We start from the raw sequence: 23,604 nt of genomic DNA on the forward strand, positions 1-23,604 counted from the left end.
CCAGTTACTGTCTGATTAAGGTTTATAGAAGGAGACTAACGAATGTTTATGAACTGAATATGAACGGGAGCTGAACGGGTCTATTAATACAAAAATAATAAAAAACCGCGTCTCCCTGACGGCGAGGGATTCGCGGTTTCTCCAATCCTTATAAAACCTTCTCGATATGCATCATCCGCTCCGCCTCTTCCCAAGGCACGGAAAATCCGGCTCCTTTGGCGCAAAAAATCGAAGAAGACGTATACATCGGATCTGCATTTTTATCATAGTTCAGACGGGCGATTACTTCTTCTGCATTATGGCAGAGGCCATAACCGCCGAAGGTTAACCGGAGCGAACCTTTTCCATGCGTAATAGCTGCAAATTCGGTGGGATAATTGAGGAAGGTCGCTACCGGCACACGCCCCTGCAGCAGGACATCCCTTTCCGTGGTCAGCGGCGGCTCAAAAGTGCCATGGGCCAGCTGAATATCGGACAGCACCCGGCCCATTTCCTCGAGGCTGACGCGCAGCCTGAAGTCATAATAGGGCTCCAGCAGCACATTGTCCGCTTTCTCCAGCCCTTGCCGCAGCGCCCGGAACGACGCTTCCCGAAAGTCGCCGCCATGCGTATGTTTGTTATGCGCCCGTCCGGTTAAAAGCGTGATTCGCACATCCGTTAACGGCGATCCCGTCAACAGCCCATGATGCTCGCGTTCAAGCAGATGATGGCGGATCAAATTCTGGTTGCCGATCGTCAGGTCTTCAACGTGGCAGGCATTAACGAAGGTGATGCCGCTGCCCCGCTCCCCCGGCTCCAGCTTCAGATGCACCTCCGCATAGTGGCGAAGCGGCTCGAAGTGGCCGTATCCCCGCACCGAATTCGCGATCGTCTCTTTATATAAAATCTCAGGCTGCCCGTAAGAGACAGCCAGACCAAAACGCTCCTTGACCAGCTGCTCGAGCACCTCCAGCTGGATCACGCCCATCACATGGATATGGATCTCCTGAAGCTGCTCTTCCCAAAGCACTTTAAGGGTCGGGTCTTCCGCTTCCAATAAGCGAAAAGCCCGTAAAACCTCTTTGGCAGAAAGGGTTTCGTTATGGAAGACCTTGGCCGTCAAGGCAGGCACCATATCGTAGTTTTTCCGGTCCCGGAGGGCCCCGACCCCCTGGCCGGCCGCTGCTTCTGAAAGTCCGGTGACAGCGATCAGCTGACCCGCGGCCGCCTCATCAACCATCTTAAATTTATGGCCGGACACGAGGCGGATTTGCGTGATTTTTTCAGACCTTGCCTGCTCTTTCGTTGCTTCGTCTTTCGTTCTTTTGTCTTCGGATCTTGGATCGTTCTCCGACCGTTCTTCCTCTGCAGGAATCCCGCCGATATCCATGTCATAAGCGACCTCGTCGCGCACCCGCAGACGGCCGCTCAACACTTTAAGGTAAGTGGTTCTCACACCGTTATCATCGTGGCGGATTTTATAAACCCGTCCGGCGAACGTCTCCGCTTCTTTCGCTTCATAATCCGGTTTCAGCAGCTGATCCACCCATTCAAGAAGCTCTTCGATACCCTCGTCTTGAAGGGCGCTCCCGCTGAACACCGGAAACAGCCGGCAGCTGCCCAGCAATCCCCCTACCGCATTCAGCCAATCCTCTGAAGAATAAGAGCCGCTCAAATAGGCGTCCAGGTACCGCTCGTCCCGTTCGGCCGCAAACTCCTCAAGCCGCTGATCCGATCCTCCGGATAGAAGCGGAGAAGCCGTACAGTCATAAGCGTCGCCGGTAAGCTGCTGGCGGATTTCTTCCAGCACGAGGGCTTTGTCCGCGCCTGTGCGATCCAATTTATTGATGAACAGAAAGGTAGGTACTTGATGTTTGCGGAGCAGCTGCCACACGGTTTCCGTATGGCCCTGAACGCCTTCGACCGCACTCAGGATCACCACGGCGCCATCCAGCACCTGAATGGCCCGCTCCATCTCTGGGGAGAAATCGACGTGTCCCGGCGTATCGATCACCTGCAGCACGGATGTTTTGTATGGCAGGATCGCCTGATCAGCAAAAACGGTGATACCGCGTGCCTTCTCGATCTCATGGTTATCCAGGTAGGCATCCCGGTGATCCACCCGGCCGCGCTGCTTGATGGCGCCTGTATGAAAAAGAAGCTGCTCAGCCAATGTCGTCTTGCCCGCATCGACATGGGCAAACAGCCCAATTGTTTTGTACATGTTGTCCCGCTCCTTTGGTCAATCTTGCCGATTCTCTCATCATAGCAGATTTTGGACCCATCGGATAAGGGGATAAGGGCTGAGAGGAATCTCCTTTTCGACACGCCCTCGCTTTTAAATTTCTATCATCGACTCTGTCAAGGCTGCGCTGTAGGTCTCAAAATGATTTCGTTCACCCCTATCTCTTCCGGTTCATTGATGGCGTAAGCAATCGCTCTTGCGATCGCATTCGGGGACATAGCCAATTGTTTGATAGGACCCGCCATCGCCTGTACCTCCGGACTGGTTACGGTGTTCAGCAGCTCCGATTCCGTCATTCCCGGTGAAATAATGGTGGACCGGATTCGGGAAGAAGGCGACTCTTCCTGCCGAAGTCCTTCCGTAATCGCTCTTACCGCAAATTTGCTGGCACTGTAAACCGATGAGGTCGGGCTGATCTCATGCCCGGCTACCGAAGCCACGTTGATAATGTGGCCTGCCTGCTGCTGCTTCATCATTGGCAGAACAGCCGCAATCCCGTACAATACTCCTTTGATATTCACATCGATCATCCGTTCCCAGTCTGCTACCCGAAGCTCGCTGAGTCTCGAAACCGGCATAATTCCCGCATTGTTGACCAGTACATCAATCCGGCCGTACTGCTGCAGGGCAAATTGCGCCAGCTTCTCCATATCCGCGGATGAGGTTACGTCTGCCTTATGAAAAACAGCCTCGCCTCCGAGCTGATTGATTTCGGCCGTTAGTGCCTGCAAACGTTCTTCACGTCTCGCCGCCAAAACCACTTTGCCCCCATACTGCGCCAACAATTTAGCCGTTGCTTCCCCGATCCCGCTGGAAGCCCCTGTAATGAGAATGACTTTATCTTTAATCTGATCCATCTTATTTGTCCTTCCTTTATTTCATATTTATTATCAACACGTGTTGATTAATTAACGTCCGTTGATTAGTATTATAGAGAACCGGCGGCAGCTTTCAATCGCTAATCTTTGCGTTTTTGTCCCATAAAAGACAGAAACAGAAAACATGTTGAATAACCCTAAAAATAAAACGACTTTAGGACAAAAAATGGAGGGATCACATGGATAAACGTCCGGGCAAAGGCGTAAACACATCCATCGGAACAGGGACTGAGACTGGGACTGGGACTGGGAACCGCCCAACAGGTGCTGGTGTAAAAACCGACCTCCGAATCATCAAAACAAAAACGGCCATTAACCGGGCTTTCTTAGAACTGTTTGCAGAGAAAGAACTGGAACAAATTACGATTAATGAAATTGCCGCAAAAGCCAATGTGAACCGGGGAACTGTTTATTTACACTACAGCGACAAGTTTGATCTGTTGGACAAAAGTATCGAAGACCACCTGGAACAGCTGATCACCTTCTGCAATCACGATCAGGAACCGGGCGGCCAAATCTCGCTGATCAGCGAACTTGAACCTGTATTTATTTATTTGCAGCAAAATTACCTGTTTTTCTCCGCTATGCTGGCCAACGAGCGAAGTTCTTTGTTCCGGGAACGTTTGCTGCATTTTATTTCGTCCAATATCAAAACGAAGCTGGATAACCACAAAGCCCCCTCCGGGATCGACCCGGAATTAAACGCCCAGTTTATGGCTGCGTCTTTTGTTGGCATTGTAGAATGGTGGATCAAAGAAAAAATGCCCCATCCTCCCGGCTTTATGGCTGAACAGCTTTGGAAGCTGCTGAAGAAAAATGAAGTAATTTGAGTATCTAATCCGGTTTCACAAGGATTATCGCCAAAGCCCGAGGGAGGTTGACTTCGAATGCACGGCAGCTATCCAATGAAAGCAGGGCACCCAATCCCAAGTGGGCTACCCAACAAAAAAGCCGGTCCGCTTGAAAACGGACCGGCTTTCGTTGTTCTATTTTTGCGGCAGATCAAAGTCTCTTGTTCACCAACAACCTCAGTTAGGTTAATCCGCTAAAACTACAGCATCTCCCCGGCGGATCTCCCCCGTTTGGATAACGGAAGCATAGACGCCAAAATTCAGTCCAAAATCTTCGTTAACCCTTCTGAGCAAAGACGGGTCTTTCTCCCGGCTGTCGGGATCGATCGTTATGAATACGCAGCGCTGGCAGAAGCTGTCCACGCGAAGGCGGACTTCTCCGATCTCGAGCTCACGTCCGATCCAATCCCCTTCAAACTCCGAAGCATCGTCCAAAGCGATCATGAAATTGCCGCGGAAACGGCGATGGTCCAGCGGCTTGCCCCATAGAGACTCCAGCGTACGCAGACTGGCATCCGTAACCAGCAGCAGACTGGCTCCGTCTACCGACAATAAATTGGAGTGTTGAGCCTCCGGATGAGGTTCCATGAAACGGGACATGGAGATCGGCTTGTTGACCAGTCCCTGGATTTCCTGAAGCAGGTCGTCATCCCAGCCCAAAACCCGGCCGTCAGACGTGGTGACTTGAACACGCTCTTCGTCATCGTTATAACGAGCCTGATAAGTAAGCATGGCTGGCGTATTCCGAGCGGTCACATATTTCCACCAGTCCTTCTTGGATTCGTCGCGGAAGGAACAAACCCGATCCCCGCGCATCCCGTAGGTCTCAATGGTACAGGACTCCAACGTCTCCCCGCTCATAGACTTCACCGGATAACGGTTGATTTCCCGGATCGCACCTACTGTTTTATTCACAAACAACGCCCCTATTAACTCTTATTCTACAACAACGCGCCAGCCGAACGGATCTTCGATTTTTCCTTTTTGAATGCCGGTAATCGTGTCATAGACGCGTGCAGACAATTCGCCGGTTGTTCCATCACCGATCATGAGCTTCTCGCCGTTCCAATGCAGCGAGCCAACCGGAGAAATAACGGCCGCTGTGCCGGTGCCGAACATTTCCTTCAGGCTGCCATCCTTCTGAGCTTGAACCAGCTCGTCAATCGAGATCAGGCGTTCCTCTACCTCTACGCCCCAGTGCTTCAGCAGATGAAGGACCGAATCCCGCGTAATCCCGGGCAGCAGTCCGCCTGTCAATGCAGGTGTAACGACCTTATCGCCGATCCGGAAGAAGACGTTCATACTGCCGACTTCTTCGACGTATTTACGGTGCACGCCATCAAGCCAAAGAACCTGCGAATAACCAAGAGCGGAAGCGCCTTCCTGCGCTTTTAGCCCTGCCGCATAGTTGCCGGCGGTTTTGACATGGCCTACGCCGCCCACAACGGAACGTGCATATTCGGATTCTACGTAAATGGACACAGGCTTGATCCCTTCTGCGTAGTAGGATCCCACCGGAGACAAAATGATAATGAATTTGTACTGCTGCGAAGGTGAAACGCCTAAAGCAGGCTCCGTAGCAATCACGAACGGTCTAACATAAAGAGAGGTCTCCGGCGCGTCTGGAATCCAATCCTGATCGACCATAACCAGCTGGCGGAGGGCTTCAAGTCCCATCTCTTCATCAACCGCCGGAATACTCATACGATCGTTCGAGCGGTTCAACCGTTTCATGTTCATATCAGGACGGAACAGGAAAATTTGACCCGAGTCGGTTCTGTAAGCCTTTAATCCTTCAAAGATCGTTTGGCCGTAATGGAACACCTTGGCTGCCGGATCCAGTGAAATCGGCTGGTAAGGCACGATTCTTGCATTATGCCAGCCTTTGCCTTCCTCGTAATCGAGAATAAACATGTGATCGGTAAAATATTTCCCGAATCCTAATTCGCTTGCAGCGGGTTTCGGTTTGGGAGTTGTAGTGCGTTCAATGTGGATTGTCTGTGTCATGTCGTGTCACCCTTTATCGATAAGATTGTTCATTATATCGTAACCTATCTGACGCTAGATTGGAAATATCTATTCTGGCCCCGAACTTTGTAAGATTTCAAGATAAGCCGCATTAATGGCGTTCTCACGCCTTTTACAGGCTTAAAATGGGCATTTTTAATGGATAGGACATTTTTTATCGTTATTGTTACGGGACAGTCACCTATTCCTCTCCCCCATCATACATAAAGGAGTAGAAGGGGGGAGGCATATGAACAGCAGCATTCATCATCAACGGGCCATATTTTTGGCAGCCGTCTGTTCGCAGACCTACGCCCAATTTGCCAATCCAGACGGTTTGATTGTCCTTCCTTCCCCTTACCGAATCTGCCACATCATCAAAGCCAAGTCGCTCACCCATCAATGGGAGCCCTTCGGATTCATCCTGGAAGCTCCCGAAGAGCTGATTATCGCTTTCCGCGGTACCAGCTCCACAACCAATTGGATCGCCGATATGCTGGCCTCGCAAACGAAATTCAAATATATTCAGGAAGATTGCCAGACCCATCGCGGTTTTACCTCCATTTATGCCTCAGCGCGCAAAGCACTCCTGAACGCCGCAGCGAAACTCCCGGCAAACAAACCTTTGTTTATTACAGGCCACAGCCTGGGAGCTGCTCTGGCTACGTTGTGCGCCCTTGATCTAGCAGCGAATACCGCTTTCAAGTCGCCCTACCTGTACACGTTTGGTTCTCCGCGTGTAGGCGACCCTGCTTTTGCCAAAACGTTCTCTAAATATGTACCAAACAGCTGGCGGTTCGCCAATCTGTTCGACATCGTCACGATGGCGCCGCCAGCCGTATACAAGCTGCCTAAACGGGAGAAAAGGTATTATTACAGCCATGTCCGGACCCCCTCCCCATTAACCTTCGTTAACGGAGCCTTTGGGCCCAACCATGTGATCGGCAGTTATTTTGGCGAGTTGTCCAAACTCGATCCCGAGTTTGCCCGGCAATTAAACGACAGCTGTCCCGGATTCTGCCCTGTACCTTTGTAATTCGACGGCTAGTCTCACCGGGGATGCTGTGCTTTCGCGATGTGCGCCTGGGATGTACTCCTGTGAGCTTGATCTTAGCCTTATCCCCCCGCCCGCCTGCCTGCCAGGTGATCCTCTTTCTTCCGGTGCTTTAGCCTTTTCTGCTTTTCTACATTCCGCTTTCCAGCATTCCGCTTTCCTGCTTTTCTGTTTTTCGCTTTCCAGTTACAATCTTTCCAGCGCACCCTCCAGCTTGTAAGGCTCCAAATCCAGATCCGGACTTTGGCCAAGCGCCAGCTTGGCTAACTGCAATCCTATGTATGGACCCATGGTCAGTCCGGAAGCCCCTAAACCATTGGCAACGAACAGCCCCTTCCAATCAGGCAGCGGACCGATCACGGGCAGAAATCCCGGTGTAAACGGGCGAAAGCCTGCCCTCGCTTCCAGAAACTCGCCATCTGACAGTCCTGGAGCATGCTCAAGCGCTTTGTTTAGCACTTCCTGTAATCCTCCCGCTGTGATCCGGGTATCAAAGCCGTTTGGATGATTTTCATGGGTAGCTCCAATCACGATCCGCTGGTCGGGAAAAGCCAGAATGTACTGATCACCAGGCGGCATCACCACAGGCCAGCGGCTAGTATCTCCCTCTTCCAGTCCCAGGTGTATAATTTGCGCTTTCTGATAAGTGACTTTAAAATCCACCTCTAAAGGCTCAAGAAGCTTGCCGGCCCATGCCCCGGCACAAACCAATACGGCGTCAGCCTCGAGCTTCTGATTCTGGACAAGCACCCCGGTTACCCGGTTTCCATCGCAGCTGAGAACAGCCTCCCCTTTGATCTGCTTGGCTCCGTGCCGGACAGACGAGCGAAGCAGCGCATCCCGCAGCGCCCTTCCATCCACACGGGCTGCGCCCTCGACATAGAGGGCCGCGAACGCATCGCCAAGGGGAGGGAAGCACCGCTGCACCTCTTCCGGCTCAAGCAGTGACAGCTCACCCATTTCCGGAGCTTCCTCTTGTCTGCGCAAGGCGATTTGCTCCAGTCCGGCCAGCTTGTCCATATCCGGATCCAAACGCAGGGCGCCGACACGGGCGTAACCGGTATGTTTCTCCCCCTCCTGCTCAAGTTCAGCGATCAAGGCCGGGTAGAACCGCGCCCCTTCTATGGCCAGCTTATACCAGGCCTGATTGCGCCTCTTTGAAATCCATGGACAAATAATGCCTGCTGCAGCATCCGTCGCCTGCCCGGGTTCATCCCGGTCAATGATGGTCACATCCGCGCCGCTTCGGGCCAGCTGGTAAGCCGTTGATGCGCCTAGAATTCCGGCGCCGATCACGATAATTTTTTGCATATTCAGCTTCCTTCTCCAATTAATTACTGCTAAGTATTGCTATTACTGCGAAATATCTGATACCGATTTCTATACGCTCCGGGAGTCATCGCCGCTGCCCTTTTGAACAGCCTGGTAAAATAATTAGGATCTCGAAATCCGCACATCTCTCCTACCCGTACAAGCGAATGATCCGTATAAGCAAGCAGGCGTTTCGCACGTTCGATTTGCAGATGATGCCTGAAGGCGATCGGGCTCATTCCCGTATGTTTCTTCAAACAGCGGGCCAAATAATCGAAGTGGTAATGCAGATCTCGTTCCATCTCTGCAGAATTAAACGGCTTCTCCAGCCCTTCAGCCAGATAAGCCGCCACCTTCTCGCTCAGCCGGTAAGAAAGGGGAAGCGGGCCGCCTTCCCTTAATCCATTTTGAAGTGCAATTAGCAGCTTTCCAAAGCCGATTTGCAGTTCATAGGTCCGGGAATAAGTTAACGTGTTGTGCAGATCAAGCAGCTCATTAATCAGCGGCAGGACAGTTCCCATATCTACGTCCGCATACTTCGGGATATTCACCGCGCCGGTGGGCGGTTCGATGTCCTGATCCGTTCGCTGAAGCCGGGTCTGCCACTGGCTGTCAGGATCTAATACCCGAGCCCCTTCTCCCTGCGGATACCGGAAGTGAATCCAATAGACCTCGGTCTCCGATTCAGTTGGCCGGTACCCGCGATGGTGTTTTCCCGGTTCAAGGATCAACATTTGACCCTCGCCCACCTCATATCTCACGCCATTTTCTTCCATGTACAGCATACCCTTGGAGCACAAGATCAAATCGTACGCTTCAAAGCACCGCTCGGCGTGTGTAATTCCCGGCGGCCAGACCGTTTGCCCCACCGCTGCCAGAAGGGGAAAAGGAGGTACGTCCAGCTGCAGCATCTGCATCCCATCACCCTCTATCCAAAGATGTAGAAATTGTACTATATGAAGTAGAGATTGTCAGCTTTATCAGGTGCGTGGTTCAGGTAAAGTGGTAGATATCATCTGTTAATTTATGACGATAAGGGGATAAGCGATAATGAGATTTCGTCAAGTTCATTTGGATTTTCATACCTCCGAAGCTATCGAAGGGATTGGTCAAAGCTTCTCCAAACAGCAGTTTCAGGACATGCTGAAGCTGGGACACGTCGATTCGATTACGGTGTTCGCCAAATGCCATCATGGCTGGGCTTATCACCCGTCTTCAGCTAATGAGACACACCCGCATTTATCTTTTGACCTGCTGGGTGCGCAGATTGAAGCGGCCCATGAAATCGGCGTCAAAACGCCGGTTTATCTGTCGGCCGGGTTGGACGAGAAGCTCGCCCGCAGGCATCCGGAATGGCTGATTCGGGATCAGCAGGAGCGAATCAGCTGGGTATCGGATTTTATGACGCCAGGGTACCACCAATTTTGCATGAATACCCTCTATCTGGACCTTCTGGCGGCACAGGTACACGAAGTTGTCGCCCATTATGACGCCGACGGGATCTTCCTGGACATTGTGGGGGTAAGGGAATGTTACTGCCAATTTTGTGTGGCTGAAATTCGCAGACGCGGGTCTGACCCGCGCTGCGAAGAGGACATGAAGGTGATGTGGGAGGAAACGTATGCGAATTATGCCAACCGTATGAATGAAACGGTCCATGCGCTGAAGCCCGGGCTGCCCGTGTTTCATAACAGCAGCCATGTATCCAGGGGAAGACGAGATCTGGTTCATCTGAATACGCACCTGGAGCTTGAATCTTTGCCGACCGGCGGCTGGGGATATGATCATTTCCCTTTATCGGCCAGGTACGCCCAAGGATTAGGTGTGGACTTTCAGGGCATGACAGGCAAATTCCATCTGTCCTGGGGAGAATTCGGCGGGTTCAAGCATCCGAACGCGCTCCGCTATGAAACGGCGCTGAGTCTGGCCAATGGCGCCCGCTGCTCGATCGGCGATCAGCTGCATCCGGCCGGGATGATGGACCCCGCCACCTATTCGCTGATCGGAGAAGCCTACCGCGAAGTTGAAGCAAAGGAACAATGGTGCCGGGACGCCGTCTCCATAGCGGACGTAGCCCTTCTGTCCGCTGAAGCGGCCGGCCATAGCTTCGGACGGCCGGAAGCCGACCTTGGGGCCGGGGACACGGGAGCCGTACGGATTTTACTTGAGGGACACTATTTGTTTGACGTCGTGGATACAGAAAGCGATTGGAGTTCTTATAAAGTGATGATTCTGCCGGACTCCATCGCGGTAACGGAGCCGCTTAAAGCCAAACTAAACGTGTTTCTGGAAAGCGGCGGCAAGGTGCTGGCCACCGGACGGTCGGGGCTGGCGCCGGATGGAAGCCGGTTTGAGCTCGAGCTTGGCGCCGTATGGCAGGATAACTCCAGCTTCAAACCCAGCTATATGCGCCCTGAGTTTGAACTTCCTTCCCTGCGCGGTTCGTCGTTCGTCGTGTACACGGAAGGCCAGGACGTGACTCTTGCTCCTAACGGAGTCCAACTGGCTCAAAGGGAAAATCCTTATTTCAATCGGGACCTGTTCACGTTCTCTTCTCATCAGCATACTCCCTCTAATCTGAAGGAAGCTGGTCCCGGCATGACCGAAGGACCGAACGGTATTTATATCACCTGGAACCTCTTCGAGGATTATGCCCTGAAAGGAAGCCTTCCGGTTAAGGAAATGGTGAAGTACGCGCTGGACCGCCTGCTGGCATCTGCAACTGCCGCACCCGCTGGATCAGATGGTCCGGATGGTTCAGATAGATCAGATAAACTAGAAGGTTCAGGTGATTCAGATGATTCAGGCGGTTCAGGTGGTAAAACGATAGAGGTCAACCTCCCCGCCCAAGGCATCGTTACCCTGCAGCAGCAGAACGCCGACAACCGCTGGGTCGCTCACTTGTTATACGGTCCACCTGTAAGAAGGGGACAAAACGTAGAGGTGATCGAAGATCTGCCTGTTCTGGCCGATACCAGATTGTCCGCTGCTGTAACTGAGGAAGTAAAACAAGTTTATTTGGCCCCACAAGGTACTTCTCTTCCTTTCCGGCAGAATAGAGGCATTGTTACCTGTTCGATTCCGGCCTGGTCCTGCCATCAAATGGTCGTGCTTCAGTTTTAAAGGGAGTCCGGCTTGTCCGTCATAACGGTCGATATCGGTCAGCCGGAAATTTAAAAACCATCCGCTTCGGCGGATGGCTCTTTTAATCAACTAAGTGTCTAGGCTTGCAAGACTTTCGTTTCAGCTAATCTCTGACCGTACGTCTGACAGGCATCCAAATCTCACTCTTAAAATGCGGCGACGAAACATCGCTGCTTTCGTTCCACAGTATTTCCGGCCCTTCCGCTGCTTCGTAGCCCGAGGACGGAAACCACTCGGCATAAATTTGGCCCCATACCTCCTGCAGCGCTTGAGGGAATGGACCCACCGCCGTAAAGACGGCCCATGTTCCGGCGTTAACTTCAAGGCAGTCCATATCCTCCGGACAAGCTTTCGTTGTGGCTGCCCCAATGAAATGGTCCAATTCGCCCTGCTCCTCCATCCGGCCCTCTGAAAAATTCGTAGAAGCGCTGATCAGCCCATACGGTTCTCTGCCCGACAGCTCTTTGAGACGTTTGATTTTAGCTTCATCCAGACTCTCCCACATGGAAGCTATCTCCGGATTGACGCCCTCGAATTGGATCCGTACCCTTTTCTTCAGACCGGCGATTCGGAAAGCCTCTTGTTCTACGATACGGTAGTTCATTTCTTTTCCTCCCTTAATCGTTAATTGAAACGTCATTCGGGGAAAGGATTTCAGCGGCTGATCTTTACCTTTGGCCCTGGCATCCGAAGGCGTTACCCCATGGAAATTCTGAAAGGCTTTCGTGAAGGCATCCGGGGAGTTATAACCATAAGTCAGAGCAATATCAATGATTTTGTTTGCAGTGTGCTGCAAATCAACAGCCGCCAGGGTTAATCTTCTGCGCCGGATATATTCCGACAAGGGAATCCCGGACAGGAAGGAAAACATACGTTTAAAGTGATACTCCGAACATAAGGCCAGCCTCGCTATTTCCTTATAATCGATCTCCCCGGCCAGATTCTCTTCGATATAAACCATGGCCTGATTCATAGGCTCCAAAGTATTCATTTCGCCCTCCTTTCCTCATGAACAGCTTAACAAACAAGGTGAACGCGCATCCGACAGTTGGTGCACCAAAATCGCGGAGGACCTTCGAGGGAAACATCGAGGAACCGATGAGAAGCCGCGAGGATACGCGAAGCAACCACGGCGAAACCAGTGGAGAATGCAGCGAAGAAACCAGTGAAGAAACCGATTATGCAGCAGATTAAGTTAACTGGAATATAACATAAAAAGCAGCCGGACTAACAGTGATGAAAACGGCTGACCTGCTGACCTGCTAACCCGCTGACCTGCTAATCTCCTATAAAAATCCGATAAACATCGGCTAGAACAAAAATAGCCCGTAAACCAAAACCGCTGTTTAAAGCGGTTGGTCCACAGGCTAGTCTGCCGGTTTACGACTGGTAGTGAAGCTTTCCAGTTTGAGCTTCCTATTCTCTCCCTTGTATTCTTGCGTCTTTATTCTTTCACTTCAGTTGCACCGGTCACTTTACCGTCAATCACGGCTGTGCTTTGCAGATCTGCGCTCTTGAAGTAGAGGTTTCCGTCAATGGTTGCCGTTTTGTCCAGTGAGAAACCGTTAGCTTCTACATAGACATCACCTTTCAACGTACCGCCCTGAATTTTGAAGTTTTCGCTTTGCACAGTCATTTTTGGTACAGTCAGCGTATAAGAAGCCGTAATGTTATGATTCTCATCCTGGGAATAAAGCGCCAATTTGCGGTAAATGGCATTCTCAGCAGCGCCTTTATCATGGAATTCGCCGGATACCGTCACTTCCTTATCTACGGTAAGGTCATTCAGAATCGCTACAATCCAGTTACCTTTATCACTCACTGCGGAAATAAACGGATCGGCCTGATTGACGATGGAAGCGGTGGTGACAGCGTCCGTTTGCTCTGCTGCCGTGCTTGCCGGAGTGTTTGCCGCATTGTTGTTGTTTGAACCGCATCCCGCCAGCACTGCGGCCGCAATTCCCATAACTACCAAACCTTTAATTACTTTCATTGTTCAATTCCCCCTTAATGTTGTATCTGAGAGAATTATAAATAGAACGGGCATAACAAGTAAGTGATTAATTTCACAACCAATATAAAAAAATGCTCACAGGCTTGCTGCCCGTGAACACTTTCTTTTTGCGATACTACGATTGTCTTGGAACGAAATGATTGGCTATCCGATTAGCCAAGCGCGGCTATTACTTGTTCTGCCGTCCGGATTTTGCCTAATCTCGGGAAAACCGTTTTGACCACGTAATCATGCTCCTCTTGAGCTGTGGCCGTCATGGCATCCTCGACAAAAATCTGATCATACCCATGCTGGAACGCCTCTCTCGCGGTCGTGTCTACGCCGATGGAAGTGGAAAGTCCGCACAGCACAATCGTCCTAATACCGCGGCGGCGCAGCTGAAGATCCAGATCAGTGCCATAGAAAGCGCCCCACTGCCGTTTGGACACAACATGGGCATTTGGAATGTCAGCCAGTTCAGGCACAATTTCATCCCAGCCTTCAGGCAGCTGCATGGAATGCGGCTCATGATCAGTTGCCGGATGAAGCATGTCTTTGCCGTCCAGGCTGGTGACTCTTACGAGCACGACAAAAGCGCCTTTCTCGGAAAAAGCCTCCGCCATCTTCGTTGTCTGTTCGACTAATTGATCCACCGGATAAGGCGCTGTCTGACGGCCCGGGATGGCTACACCTTTCTGCAGATCGATCACGACCAGCGCCGTTGTTTGCGGGTCCAGCTGTTGATTAGAATTAATATTGGATTGAGTCAAGTTATTCTCTCCCTCTAGCATGATTAGCCATGATTGGCCTGGCGGTTCTTATTCAGCTTTTGAAATACTTTCAGATAAACCCATAAGGCATTTAATAATAATAGCGCACTGGTGATGAAAAAGACCGACCGGAAGCCGAACCAGCCGGCTACCTGGCCGCCGAATACCGAACCGGCAAAGGCGCCTAAATACGTTGCCGCCTGGTTGAAGCCGAAGACCCGGCCGGTCAGGGTGTCCGGCGTGATTTTTTTAAGCAGCGTATTTACAGAAGGGCTCAGACCAGCTGCGGCAAGCCCAAGCATGAACCGCAGACCCGCCAGTTCCCACGGATTGCTGACAAAGGCTTGGGGGATGAAGATAATTCCCGATACGATCAGTGATACCAGGATGATTTTATGGGCTCCTGTCCGGTCAGACAGCTTCCCAAGCCGGGGCGCCGCTATAATATTCGCAAGTCCAGACGCCGAGAACGTAATACCAGCAATTAAAGCCGCATGTGTCGCATTTCCGGACAGCTGGGTGACGTATACGGTTAGGATCGGTTCGATCGAATACATCGCAATCGTTAATACGAAACCGGTGATGAACAGCGTTATCGTCAATTCTTTTTGAGGTACGCTGCCCCAGACCTCTTTCATCCGCGGAGCATGTTTATGCTGTCTTGTAAAAGATTCCTGTACAAATAACAAGGTGGTAACAAAGGCGACCAGCATTAATCCGCCCGTAACGAAGAATGAATTTTGCAGACCAAAATGCTCCGCAATAAACCCGCCTATGGTCGGTCCCAATAAAGAACCGGAAATATTGGCAGTAGAGAGCGTGCCGAGCGCCCAGCCGGAGTGTTCTTTATCCGTTTGAGTTGCAATCAGCGTAGTACACGCCGTGCTGTATCCCGTAATGATGCCCTGCAGCAAACGAAGTCCAATCAATTCGTATACGTTATGTGCAAATCCCATGCAGCCAACGACGATGGCCATCCCCAGGCTCGCACGGAGCAGCATCGGTTTGCGTCCGAATTTATCAGCGGCAATGCCCCAAATCGGGGAAAAAATCGCCGAAACAATAAAAGTAATTCCGAAAGCCAAACCCGTAAATTGGGTAATGGCGCTCGAATCCTGCACGCCCAGCTGTTTAATATAGAGCGGCAGAATCGGTGCAATCTGGCTCATCCCTATTCCGGTGACGAACATGCCGAACCAGCATATAAACAAATTTCTTTTCCAAACAGGCATACCTAAGGCCTTCCTTCTGCTAGTTACGATGTTAGCGGCCGCTTGATCGCACTGTACAATCACGTCCTCATTCTAGCAATAAGAAAGGCCTTAAACCATGCAAAATTTTAAACTCCATGGACATTTTTGCTGTAAAATTCCGAAGGACTGAGCCCCTCGCTTTTCTTGAACAGCCTGCTGAAATAGAATTCGTCGCTATAACCCAGTGCTCCCGCCACCTCTTTGATCTTGGGACTGCCCTCGATTAGCATCTCCTTGGCTTTGTCCATCTTCAGCTTGTTAAAGAACTCGATCAGCGAATAACCGGTCATTTCCTTAAACGTTCTGGACAAATAAGCTGGCGACAGCTGAACCAGTTCAGACAGCTCGGCGAGCGTTATTTTGCCGGTTAAATGCTCATGCATGTAGGCGATGATTTTCTCCACCTTTAATGAAGCCGAATAATTTTGCTGGTTCAGCTGATCTTTTTTGATCCCCTGATAAAGGGTGATGAACAGCTGCTGAAGCAGCGTCCGTGACGTGAACTCGTAACCGGGCAGTTTGCCGTACCAGCTTTCGCAAAGCTTCTTGAACGCATCCTCGATCTGATAAAAGTCCTTAATCTGCTGCACCGGCTGAAACGGTAAAACCCGGCTCTCCTCCTGAAGCTCCCAGCCTTCTTCGCTGAAGTTCACCCTTGTAAAACTGAAATGAACGGTCATTAACCGTACAGGGCTGTCAGGGCCGGTTTCAAGCGTATGGGCCACATTAGGGGCGATATACAGCAGCATCCCGTCCTTGAGTTCGTATTCCTTCTTATCCACGATAAAAAAACCTTTAGCTTCGCTGATCAACACCAGCTCGTGATGCGCCAAGGTCCGGCTGATCTTCACCGATTTCAGCTGATCTTTCTCCGACTGCCGGAAATTGCAATAATGAATATGAAAATACAGGTTATTGATATTCATCGATTCTATCCTCTCGCGGCCATTTTGCTTTGCCCGTAAATAAAAGACGTCAGCCAGCTGATTAAAGCTGCCTAACGTCTTTAGCTTGTTGCTGCCTGCCGGCCTGCCGCCGATCGGCTACCTTATTTTCCCGTAATCCTGCGATACGTTTCCCCGTCCGACACCATATACAGCTTGGCTTCCGCCGGAATCGGTTCATCTAACTTGCGGTTGATGCCCAGATCGCTCCGGTCAGCCAGCAGCGTCGCCCCCTGCTGCAGCAGCGCCGTAAATGCGTCACCGTAGGTTCTCCAGCCGGACTGGACCGGAACCTCGTAAATATCGCTGCCATAGCTGCGGCTCAGCAGCTGCTGGATAATGTCCGGATTGCTCTCCTGCAGGGCCGAGCGGACCGCCAGCCTGGAGATCGCATCGTGGGACAGCACAAATTCGTTCACCTGGGCATGCTTGAAGTTCTGGATGTTCTTCTCCTGGGTAATCTCCACCGTTGTATGTACATGACTGGCCAATCGTTCAATACTGGAGACGATCAGAAGCGATTTCCCGTCAATCAGCGACGTCTCTTCAATCCTGGAATCGGCGAAAATAATGGCCGCCCGGCACGCCCTGATATTCGCTTTCTCCAGCACCTCATCCGAAGCCGGATCGCCGCTCACAAAATGCACCTGATGAAGATACTCCAGCGGGTGGCGGCTGGATTCGTCAATGATGACGATATGGGCATCGGGAGAGTAGGCGAGAATTTCTTCCACTGCCGCCCGCGCCTTTTTGCTCCAATTAATGATGATAATATGATTGTCTCCGCGGAAGGTCAATGTCCCCGCCCCTCTCTGCCGCTGAAGGCTTGCAATCGAATCGATGACCTTGCCGATCACCAAGCTGAGCAGTCCGATCCCGAACACGTAGAGGAAGATGGTAAACACCTTCCCCGCAGGCGTCTTGGCGAAATAATCGCCATATCCGACCGTGGCCATCGTAGTCAGCACCCAATAAAGCGCGTTAAACCAGTTCGTGAAAGTATCAGGCTCCAGCACAAACGCAATGGTGGCGCTCAGCACCACAAAACCGAGTACCACCAGTACGATGGAGGTTTTGCGGAGCTGGCCCATTTTTGTCATAACCTTAAGCAAGAAAAGCAACCAACTACACCTTCCCTCACTATATCATCCCTAGCGCAGAGCTTCCGGGTGATTTAAATAATCAGGCTGCTTACCGCAAAAGCCGTACCGATGAAGACCATGCACAGCAGTGCTCCTACCGCAATGTTCCCCTGCTTTAGATGATCGGAAATTTTAAGGCCAGGCGTAACCAGTTCAAAGATCCAATAAGAAGCCACCAGGCAGACATATCCGACGGCAAACCATAACATCATGTGCCAAATAGAGGTATTCGTATAAGCGGAAATACCGAGGATAATGGCCGTGCCCAGAAATTTGCCGCCAAAGGCCAGCGCAACCGCTGTGTTGCCTTTTCTAAGCTCATCCATGTCTTTAAATGGCGTGATCAGGCTGAAAATAAACATACCCAGCAGCTGCAGAATAATCATGACTATAACACTTACCACAATATTAACGACAATCGTCAATTAGCCCACCCCCGAAATTTCGCATATGCCAGATCATAATCGGCAAAATCATGTACTTCCTCCAGATTGACGGAGACATTCTTCTCCTTCTCCATCTTAGTATATCTCGCATCGTCAATCGGCTGCTTCACCCGGTTGCCCGAAGGCAGCTCGATGACGGCAAAATTCCGCGTCTTGCCCTGATAAGACGTTTTGTATACCCCGACCAGCTTGACGTCCGTTGTGACAGACACCTTCAGCTGCTCCAGATCCTTGTTCGCGGAAGCTTCGTCTTTATAGGTTTTGAGCGAGCTCCAGGAGGACAGCCGAATATCGTTTTTGTTGTTCTCATCAGTCGTCAGCTCGGCGTCCATAAACTGCAGCACCCAAACCTTGTCTCCGGTCGCATAATTCTCATCATTCGGAAGCAGCTCGTTATCCGGTAATATCGTCATGTCGCTACCCACCAGATCTCCGACCGTTGTCTCCTGTACCCGGTAATCCCATGGCACACGCGACGTTGCCGAAGTTGTTTCTCCTGCAGCGGCTTCGGTTCCGTTCTGCGAGGTTGAAAACACGCTTTCCGTATCCGAAGAGCAGGCGCTTAAGGCTCCAGCCATCAGGAGGACGGCAAAGATCAGGCCGATTCGCTTCTGCTTTGGACGTTTAGCCGCTTTGGATGTTCCCCGGTCCATTTTCGTCGTATTTCCTTCACTAAGCAACATTCATTTCACTCCCAACGCGATAAAATGACTGGCATTCCCCGTAATCTGTCCGCCCGCTCTTCCCAACATGCCGCAGGGCTTTCCGTTGATGACGAACATGCCGGTCAGCAGGTGAAACTCTCCTTCAGCCGTATCGATCTTCGCCAGCTCCGCCCTTTTCTGATAGACCGTAGGGAACAGCACACTGCCGTCAAATCCCTCCTGGTCCTCCAGCTCCAGCTTGCCGGCCGAGTCAAACAGGCGTACGGAACCTCCCTCGCGCCCAAACATCGACTTGGACACAAAGCTGCCTGAAAATACCGGTTTGTTGTATGTAGGCAGAACATAACGGGAGATCGCCTCCCTTTCCTCCTCATCAAACAGCAGGCCCAGCTCATAAAGCCCCCAAACCGCAGCAAGCAGGCCCTTGGACTGAAGCAGAATGCTGTGAGGCGGATTAAAAATGTGCAGACGTTCCGTTTCAATCGCGTATGACAGCGCCTCACCGGCGTCATCCACCATCATCCATTCCTTTGGGTATAAGGCAAACATCCGTTCAATAGCTCGGCCGTCTTTAGTCTTAACGATCCCATTATCGATCCAGAGCTCAAGACAGTCTTCGCAGGTTACGTCCAGCCCGCTGTGTCGGACAAGAGCCTCGATCGTTCCCGAGTCCTCCGTGTGCCAGCCATAGGCTACACAAGCCGCAGTATCCGGGCGTTCAACCGCCCATGCTTCCGCCACAAGCTCTTTCATCCGGCTGTTCGGCGAAGCCAAGCCGGCCTGCGCGGCCATCCACGGCGTAGCGATCGACGCCTCCACGTAACCCGTCGGCGTATCCGCATTCAGCTCCAGCAGCTTGATCGTTCCGTCATTTGCGATCGCAAAGTCAAAACGCGCATACCGGCTGATGAGTCCCGGTTCAGCAAGCGGGGCCAGATCGAGCATCTCCCATAAAATAGGCGGAATGCCGATCAGCTCATACAAATCACGGCGGCGGTAGACATACCGGGCGGCTTTATCGAGAATCGCCCACAGCTTCTCCGAGGCTTCGACCAGCTCTTCATACAGTGCTTCAGGCATCAGCACCATCTGGTCGATCCAATAAGCTTCGTCCTCCAGGTCGGCCCAGGCAAACCCCAGCTCAGCCAGCTCCTTGACCCGGCTCTCCCGGTCGGGGTGCGGCGTTCCGATCACTTCAAAGACGCCGCTCATCCGCCGAAAAATCCTCCGCTCGATTTAGTGCCGGAACTTGAGCTGCCGGATCTCGTAATGGATCCCGTCGAGGAGCTTTTGCTGGAGCTGCTCGAGCTGCCGGAACTAAGTCCGCTCGACTTCCCGCCGATGCCTCCCGGCGACGCGGACGTGGAACGTCTAGTAATGGAGCCGCTTGTCGTCGTCGACGTTTTGGGTTTCACAACCGAACCTACGGTTGATTTGTTCTGGAACGAGCCGCTGGAATAGCTGCGCGGTTTATACGGTGTGCTTGTGCCTGTGTAGTAACCGCGGTGGTCGTTGTACCAGCCGCTTGAGGAATAACCGCCCCCGCTGTTAAAGAGCAGGTGGTACAGCAGCAGGTCGTCCCAGCCGAAGCCGGAACCTGCACTTCCGTAGTTGTTGACGATGGTTGTTCCTCCGGAGCCGGCAGCACCTGGCTCCGGGGATTCCGACGGCTCAGCCGAGCCTGACGGCTGTGCGGCATCCCCGCCTTCGATGGAAGCAGGAAGCGGAATGTTCCAGTCAACATTTTGATCGAAATACGCTTTGACTTCTTCTGTCGACCAGGATACCAGCTTCGGCGCATCTGCCGAAGAATTCGTGCTGTCTGCCGAATAGGCCGCGCCCGGCATAAAGATCGCATTGGCCAGAAGGGCGATCCCAAGCGAGGTCGATAAGACGCGCACCGGTTTGCCTTCAGGGGTAAACAGCCTGGAAGCCGGAGAAACCGGAGACGCATGTGTAGAGGATGAGGCGTTCACAGCTGAGCTTATGTCCGGCTGATGCGGTTCTGAGCCTGTGATGGCGTCCTCTAGTTCAGCGCCTGATTCTTGGCGTTGTTCCATCGTTCTACCTGTTTGAATTTGATTCCCTGCGGTTTGATCAACTTCAGTTTGATTCCCTTCAGCTCCCCGCAGCGGTCCAGCCATATGCCGCTTGAGCTGTTCAATCATCTGCTCGTTAGTTTGTTGTTCTTTGATCTGTCCGTAGTACTGTTCTTCTTTGATCTGTCCGTCGAGCTTTTCTTCAGCCCGTAATTTGTTCTGTGCGTTCTTCTCTATCAACTCGGATTCCTCCCTGCCGAGCTTCCTTACCCGTGCCGCACTGGCACGAGCAGAAGCTCCAGTTTGCCCTCATCCACGTTTAATCTGCCTTCCACCGTTTCATACTCGCTACCGCCTACGATCAAATAATTGACATGCTCCAGCGCCGCAATCATGTTAGTAGACCATAAACGCTCTTCCATTTCCCGGACCTCACCGTCCGGCAGCTTCTCAAATAAAACTACGCTCATTTGCTGTTCCACATGACTTCCCCCTATATAAATCATTACCTACCTTATACGTCCTGGAGCCTTCTTCGTTTCATCCGCCAAGCTTTTCAGGTGGAAAAAGTCCTATTAATATTGGGAATACCTCCCATTCTAGCATAGAGACTCCGGAACAGCTTGGCAATTGGAAATTTTTACTCATCCTACTCCAGCAATCCTCGTTCATGCCCAGCGAATAGCCGAACCCGAATGAAAGGCAATATAATGGACAGGTTACATTTGCTGCTGGCAGGGTAATTTTTCAGGTACCTAGAACTTTTATAGACAAGGACAATACAACCACTTCCCTATACATAAAAATAAAGGATGGATATAGATGGACCTTACTCAGCTATCTTCGGCGATCGCCCCCGTGAATTTAAGAAGCTGTCTGATTCAACAACAAGGTAAGCTGATCTTCGAGCATTATAGAAGACCTCAAACCTTTCGGGAAACGGCCAAAATTAATTCCTGCACCAAAAGCATTCTCTCCTCCCTGCTCTGCATCGCCATGGATCAGGGGCTGCTGCCTGCGCTGTCCACGCCGGCCTCCGCTTTCTTCCCGCAGCTGGCCTCAGCAGAAGACTCCCGCAAGCAGAAGATCACGCTGGAGCATCTGCTGACGATGACAGCCGGCTTCAGCTGGACAGAATTCGGCGGCAAAAATTCCTTTCCTCACATGACCCGCACTCCTGACTGGATTGCCTATGTGCTGGACCAGCCCTTGGCAGATGAGCCCGGTACAAGAATGGAATATAATTCGGGTGTCTCCCAAATGCTGTCGCATATACTGGTGCAGGTTTCAGGAATGTCCACGGCAGATTTTGCGGAAAAATATTTGTTTGGTCCGCTGGGCATCAATCATTACGAATGGGAAACCGATCCTCAGGGCGTCCACACCGGCGGATTCGGCTTAAAGCTTCGTCCGGCAGATTTAATGAAATTCGGCCAGCTATACCTGGACAAGGGACGGTGGCAGGGCGAACCTTTGATCTCAAGCCCGCTTCTGGAGCGGTCCGTCCAGCCGGCTATCGCTGTCAACGATCCCTGGCGGGGGTATTACTGCTGGCACTGGTGGGCGGATACTTACCCCGGTGACGACCTGTCTGACCCGGCCGCTTCCTTCGAGTATTTCTATGCGCGTGGATTTGGCGGTCAGTTTGTACATGTCATTCCTAAGCTGGATATGGTTGTCGTGCTCACCCACGACAATCGGAAGAACAGCAAATACCCGGATGTATTCCGGGCATTTATCGCACCGCTGCTCATTGGAGAACCGGTTTCCGACATACGATAACACGATAACGGGAAACGGCCGCTTCCGCTTCAATCCAACAAGCCATCAAAAAGAACAGCACACCGGCCCAGCCGGTGTGCTGTTCTCCTTAGGCACAGATTGACACACGCTCCTAGGTAAGATCAACGACAAACTCGTCTTTCTGAGGATATTTCTCAGGAGAATAGTAATTGTACCGATCCAGATAAGGGGAATAGGTCCGAACATGCATCTTCTGGTGTTTAAGATCAAACTGAAGCAGTCTCATAAAACCCTCTCCACCTTTGCTGGCCTCCTGGTAATCCGCCAGAATCTGATATACCTTCCGGTCCTTGTGGCCGTCCTGATTATCATCCAGTTCATCTACTTTCAGCTGGGAGCTGTGGTAATGACCGCAAAGCACAGCAAAGACGTTGCGGTTTGGAATTACCACTTTGTTGTAAACTTGCTCCGCCACTTGAGAACGCTGACCATCTGCCAGCAGGTACTCATGAAATGCCAGAATGGCTTTATGGTCCGAATATTTAGACAACACTTTGTTCATCCATGCCAGCTCCCGCTGCCCTATTCCCCAGCCCATATAAACGACTACAAATTTCATGTTCCCTTCCGTAATCAGATCATAATGTCCGTGGTTGTTCTCATAAGAACGGCCATAAACGGGGCTTTTCTTGAAGCGGCTCGCACCAAACCATTTGCGGTAATTGACATCATTTTTCCCGGAATCGCTCACATCATGATTGCCCGCCAGAACCCCGTATGGAATTTTGCCCTGCTCCAGCACCTGCATCGCCAAATCGGCCTTCTCCCACTGCGTGCCTTCTGCCCAATGGTTCACAATATCCCCCGTATGGACGACGTATTTGATCTTCTGCTCCTCCTGATGCAGGACTGTCCAATTGACCATCGCGTTATAAATTTCAGGATAACTTTCCGAATAATACTGCGTATCCGACATCCAGACCATCGAGAAATCAAACGGATCCTCTGCTTGTGCCCCGGCCTCATGTCCTGGAATATGGAGACCGACAGCCAGAATGAAGCAAGCAGCAGCGATTCTAAGAAGCTTGTAGATGCGTTTCCCTTTCATCTGAGAAGTCCCCTTCCATGAATTCAACAACT

General features: G+C 51.6%; 23 protein-coding genes. 5 read left to right on the forward strand and 18 right to left on the reverse strand.

Features of this window, described 5'->3' with window-relative positions; translation table 11 throughout:
• Window positions 1-148 precede the first annotated feature (148 nt).
• Window positions 149-2,203: an elongation factor G gene (locus CBE73_RS04340; protein WP_094093158.1), complete on the reverse strand. Its 2,055-nt coding sequence runs from the start codon at window positions 2,201-2,203 to the stop codon at window positions 149-151.
• 137 nt (window positions 2,204-2,340) lie between these two features.
• Complete coding sequence (locus CBE73_RS04345; RefSeq protein ID WP_094093159.1) at window positions 2,341-3,081, reverse strand: SDR family oxidoreductase; 741 nt, start codon at window positions 3,079-3,081, stop codon at window positions 2,341-2,343.
• A 200-nt stretch (window positions 3,082-3,281) separates the two neighbouring features.
• Between CBE73_RS04345 and CBE73_RS04350 the strand changes: the two genes are divergently transcribed.
• Window positions 3,282-3,932: a TetR/AcrR family transcriptional regulator gene (locus CBE73_RS04350; RefSeq protein WP_094093160.1), complete on the forward strand. Its 651-nt coding sequence runs from the start codon at window positions 3,282-3,284 to the stop codon at window positions 3,930-3,932.
• A 207-nt stretch (window positions 3,933-4,139) separates the two neighbouring features.
• On the opposite strand, the gene CBE73_RS04355 is transcribed toward CBE73_RS04350, so the two are convergent.
• A complete protein-coding gene (locus CBE73_RS04355) occupies window positions 4,140-4,868 on the reverse strand; it encodes an MOSC domain-containing protein (protein WP_094093161.1) in 729 nt (242 codons plus the stop codon).
• Between the two features lie 21 nt (window positions 4,869-4,889).
• Window positions 4,890-5,960 (reverse strand): branched-chain amino acid aminotransferase, encoded by a 1,071-nt coding sequence (locus CBE73_RS04360; RefSeq protein WP_094093162.1) that lies wholly within the window; start codon window positions 5,958-5,960, stop codon window positions 4,890-4,892.
• Window positions 5,961-6,210: 250 nt separating this feature from the next.
• Between CBE73_RS04360 and CBE73_RS04365 the strand changes: the two genes are divergently transcribed.
• Entirely contained in the window at window positions 6,211-6,996 is a 786-nt protein-coding gene (locus CBE73_RS04365) for a lipase family protein (protein ID WP_094093163.1), read from the forward strand.
• Window positions 6,997-7,200: 204 nt separating this feature from the next.
• On the opposite strand, the gene CBE73_RS04370 is transcribed toward CBE73_RS04365, so the two are convergent.
• Both CBE73_RS04370 and CBE73_RS04375 read right to left on the reverse strand, forming a co-directional pair.
• A complete protein-coding gene (locus CBE73_RS04370) occupies window positions 7,201-8,325 on the reverse strand; it encodes an NAD(P)/FAD-dependent oxidoreductase (RefSeq protein ID WP_094093164.1) in 1,125 nt (374 codons plus the stop codon).
• Between the two features lie 29 nt (window positions 8,326-8,354).
• Window positions 8,355-9,242, reverse strand: coding sequence for an AraC family transcriptional regulator (locus CBE73_RS04375; RefSeq protein WP_094093165.1), 888 nt, complete (start codon window positions 9,240-9,242; stop codon window positions 8,355-8,357).
• A gap of 133 nt (window positions 9,243-9,375) precedes the next feature.
• Here CBE73_RS04375 and CBE73_RS04380 point away from each other — a divergent pair, with 133 nt between their 5' ends.
• Window positions 9,376-11,448, forward strand: a complete 2,073-nt coding sequence (locus CBE73_RS04380; RefSeq protein ID WP_094093166.1) for an alpha-amylase family protein — start codon at window positions 9,376-9,378, stop codon at window positions 11,446-11,448.
• Window positions 11,449-11,572: 124 nt separating this feature from the next.
• Here the strand turns inward: CBE73_RS04380 and CBE73_RS04385 are convergent, their stop codons facing one another.
• Entirely contained in the window at window positions 11,573-12,460 is an 888-nt protein-coding gene (locus tag CBE73_RS04385; RefSeq protein WP_094093167.1) for an AraC family transcriptional regulator, read from the reverse strand.
• 17 nt (window positions 12,461-12,477) lie between these two features.
• Here CBE73_RS04385 and CBE73_RS22095 point away from each other — a divergent pair, with 17 nt between their 5' ends.
• Window positions 12,478-12,663, forward strand: coding sequence for a hypothetical protein (locus tag CBE73_RS22095; RefSeq protein WP_174704660.1), 186 nt, complete (start codon window positions 12,478-12,480; stop codon window positions 12,661-12,663).
• A gap of 250 nt (window positions 12,664-12,913) precedes the next feature.
• Here CBE73_RS22095 and CBE73_RS04390 read toward each other — a convergent pair whose 3' ends face one another.
• From CBE73_RS04390 to CBE73_RS04435, 10 genes are all read right to left on the reverse strand, one after another.
• On the reverse strand, window positions 12,914-13,462 hold the full coding sequence (locus tag CBE73_RS04390; protein WP_094093168.1) for a polymer-forming cytoskeletal protein: 549 nt from the start codon (window positions 13,460-13,462) through the stop codon (window positions 12,914-12,916).
• Between the two features lie 173 nt (window positions 13,463-13,635).
• The gene (locus CBE73_RS04395; protein WP_229752493.1) at window positions 13,636-14,232 is read right to left on the reverse strand and encodes an isochorismatase family protein; all 597 of its coding nucleotides are present in this window, start codon (window positions 14,230-14,232) and stop codon (window positions 13,636-13,638) included.
• A gap of 23 nt (window positions 14,233-14,255) precedes the next feature.
• Window positions 14,256-15,464: a multidrug efflux MFS transporter gene (locus tag CBE73_RS04400; RefSeq protein WP_094093170.1), complete on the reverse strand. Its 1,209-nt coding sequence runs from the start codon at window positions 15,462-15,464 to the stop codon at window positions 14,256-14,258.
• A 107-nt stretch (window positions 15,465-15,571) separates the two neighbouring features.
• Window positions 15,572-16,411: an AraC family transcriptional regulator gene (locus CBE73_RS04405; protein ID WP_094093171.1), complete on the reverse strand. Its 840-nt coding sequence runs from the start codon at window positions 16,409-16,411 to the stop codon at window positions 15,572-15,574.
• A gap of 122 nt (window positions 16,412-16,533) precedes the next feature.
• On the reverse strand, window positions 16,534-17,529 hold the full coding sequence (locus CBE73_RS04410) for a potassium channel family protein (protein ID WP_342351911.1): 996 nt from the start codon (window positions 17,527-17,529) through the stop codon (window positions 16,534-16,536).
• A gap of 74 nt (window positions 17,530-17,603) precedes the next feature.
• Window positions 17,604-17,996 carry a DUF350 domain-containing protein gene (locus CBE73_RS04415; protein ID WP_094093173.1) on the reverse strand — a complete coding sequence of 131 codons (393 nt, stop codon included), beginning with the start codon at window positions 17,994-17,996 and terminating at the stop codon, window positions 17,604-17,606.
• Window positions 17,993-18,700 (reverse strand): signal peptide protein, encoded by a 708-nt coding sequence (locus CBE73_RS04420; RefSeq protein WP_373286339.1) that lies wholly within the window; start codon window positions 18,698-18,700, stop codon window positions 17,993-17,995. Before CBE73_RS04420 ends, CBE73_RS04415 begins: the two co-directional genes overlap by 4 nt.
• On the reverse strand, window positions 18,701-19,894 hold the full coding sequence (locus CBE73_RS04425) for a glutathionylspermidine synthase family protein (protein ID WP_094093174.1): 1,194 nt from the start codon (window positions 19,892-19,894) through the stop codon (window positions 18,701-18,703).
• Window positions 19,891-20,961, reverse strand: coding sequence for a hypothetical protein (locus CBE73_RS04430; RefSeq protein ID WP_308420910.1), 1,071 nt, complete (start codon window positions 20,959-20,961; stop codon window positions 19,891-19,893). The genes CBE73_RS04425 and CBE73_RS04430 overlap by 4 nt, the downstream gene beginning before the upstream one ends.
• Window positions 20,962-20,987: 26 nt before the next feature.
• On the reverse strand, window positions 20,988-21,191 hold the full coding sequence (locus tag CBE73_RS04435; RefSeq protein ID WP_373286342.1) for a hypothetical protein: 204 nt from the start codon (window positions 21,189-21,191) through the stop codon (window positions 20,988-20,990).
• A 352-nt stretch (window positions 21,192-21,543) separates the two neighbouring features.
• Here CBE73_RS04435 and CBE73_RS04440 point away from each other — a divergent pair, with 352 nt between their 5' ends.
• Complete coding sequence (locus tag CBE73_RS04440; protein ID WP_094093176.1) at window positions 21,544-22,503, forward strand: serine hydrolase domain-containing protein; 960 nt, start codon at window positions 21,544-21,546, stop codon at window positions 22,501-22,503.
• Between the two features lie 112 nt (window positions 22,504-22,615).
• On the opposite strand, the gene CBE73_RS04445 is transcribed toward CBE73_RS04440, so the two are convergent.
• A complete protein-coding gene (locus CBE73_RS04445) occupies window positions 22,616-23,572 on the reverse strand; it encodes a metallophosphoesterase (protein WP_157739404.1) in 957 nt (318 codons plus the stop codon).
• Window positions 23,573-23,604 lie beyond the last annotated feature (32 nt).

The sequence above is a fragment of the Paenibacillus physcomitrellae genome (assembly GCF_002240225.1).
Lineage (GTDB): Bacteria > Bacillota > Bacilli > Paenibacillales > Paenibacillaceae > Fontibacillus > Fontibacillus physcomitrellae.

Coding starts and splice junctions, on each gene's coding strand:
- CBE73_RS04410 (WP_342351911.1), bottom strand. CDS start 17,529: ATGACAAAAATGGGCCAGCTCCGCAAAACCTCCATCGTACTGGTGGTA.
- CBE73_RS22095 (WP_174704660.1), top strand. CDS start 12,478: ATGAACAGCTTAACAAACAAGGTGAACGCGCATCCGACAGTTGGTGCA.
- CBE73_RS04375 (WP_094093165.1), bottom strand. CDS start 9,242: ATGCAGATGCTGCAGCTGGACGTACCTCCTTTTCCCCTTCTGGCAGCG.
- CBE73_RS04440 (WP_094093176.1), top strand. CDS start 21,544: ATGGACCTTACTCAGCTATCTTCGGCGATCGCCCCCGTGAATTTAAGA.
- CBE73_RS04425 (WP_094093174.1), bottom strand. CDS start 19,894: ATGAGCGGCGTCTTTGAAGTGATCGGAACGCCGCACCCCGACCGGGAG.
- CBE73_RS04365 (WP_094093163.1), top strand. CDS start 6,211: ATGAACAGCAGCATTCATCATCAACGGGCCATATTTTTGGCAGCCGTC.
- CBE73_RS04390 (WP_094093168.1), bottom strand. CDS start 13,462: ATGAAAGTAATTAAAGGTTTGGTAGTTATGGGAATTGCGGCCGCAGTG.
- CBE73_RS04445 (WP_157739404.1), bottom strand. CDS start 23,572: ATGAAAGGGAAACGCATCTACAAGCTTCTTAGAATCGCTGCTGCTTGC.
- CBE73_RS04380 (WP_094093166.1), top strand. CDS start 9,376: ATGAGATTTCGTCAAGTTCATTTGGATTTTCATACCTCCGAAGCTATC.
- CBE73_RS04400 (WP_094093170.1), bottom strand. CDS start 15,464: ATGCCTGTTTGGAAAAGAAATTTGTTTATATGCTGGTTCGGCATGTTC.
- CBE73_RS04370 (WP_094093164.1), bottom strand. CDS start 8,325: ATGCAAAAAATTATCGTGATCGGCGCCGGAATTCTAGGCGCATCAACG.
- CBE73_RS04350 (WP_094093160.1), top strand. CDS start 3,282: ATGGATAAACGTCCGGGCAAAGGCGTAAACACATCCATCGGAACAGGG.
- CBE73_RS04360 (WP_094093162.1), bottom strand. CDS start 5,960: ATGACACAGACAATCCACATTGAACGCACTACAACTCCCAAACCGAAA.
- CBE73_RS04345 (WP_094093159.1), bottom strand. CDS start 3,081: ATGGATCAGATTAAAGATAAAGTCATTCTCATTACAGGGGCTTCCAGC.
- CBE73_RS04405 (WP_094093171.1), bottom strand. CDS start 16,411: ATGAATATCAATAACCTGTATTTTCATATTCATTATTGCAATTTCCGG.
- CBE73_RS04385 (WP_094093167.1), bottom strand. CDS start 12,460: ATGAATACTTTGGAGCCTATGAATCAGGCCATGGTTTATATCGAAGAG.
- CBE73_RS04340 (WP_094093158.1), bottom strand. CDS start 2,203: ATGTACAAAACAATTGGGCTGTTTGCCCATGTCGATGCGGGCAAGACG.
- CBE73_RS04420 (WP_373286339.1), bottom strand. CDS start 18,700: ATGTTGCTTAGTGAAGGAAATACGACGAAAATGGACCGGGGAACATCC.
- CBE73_RS04435 (WP_373286342.1), bottom strand. CDS start 21,191: ATGAGCGTAGTTTTATTTGAGAAGCTGCCGGACGGTGAGGTCCGGGAA.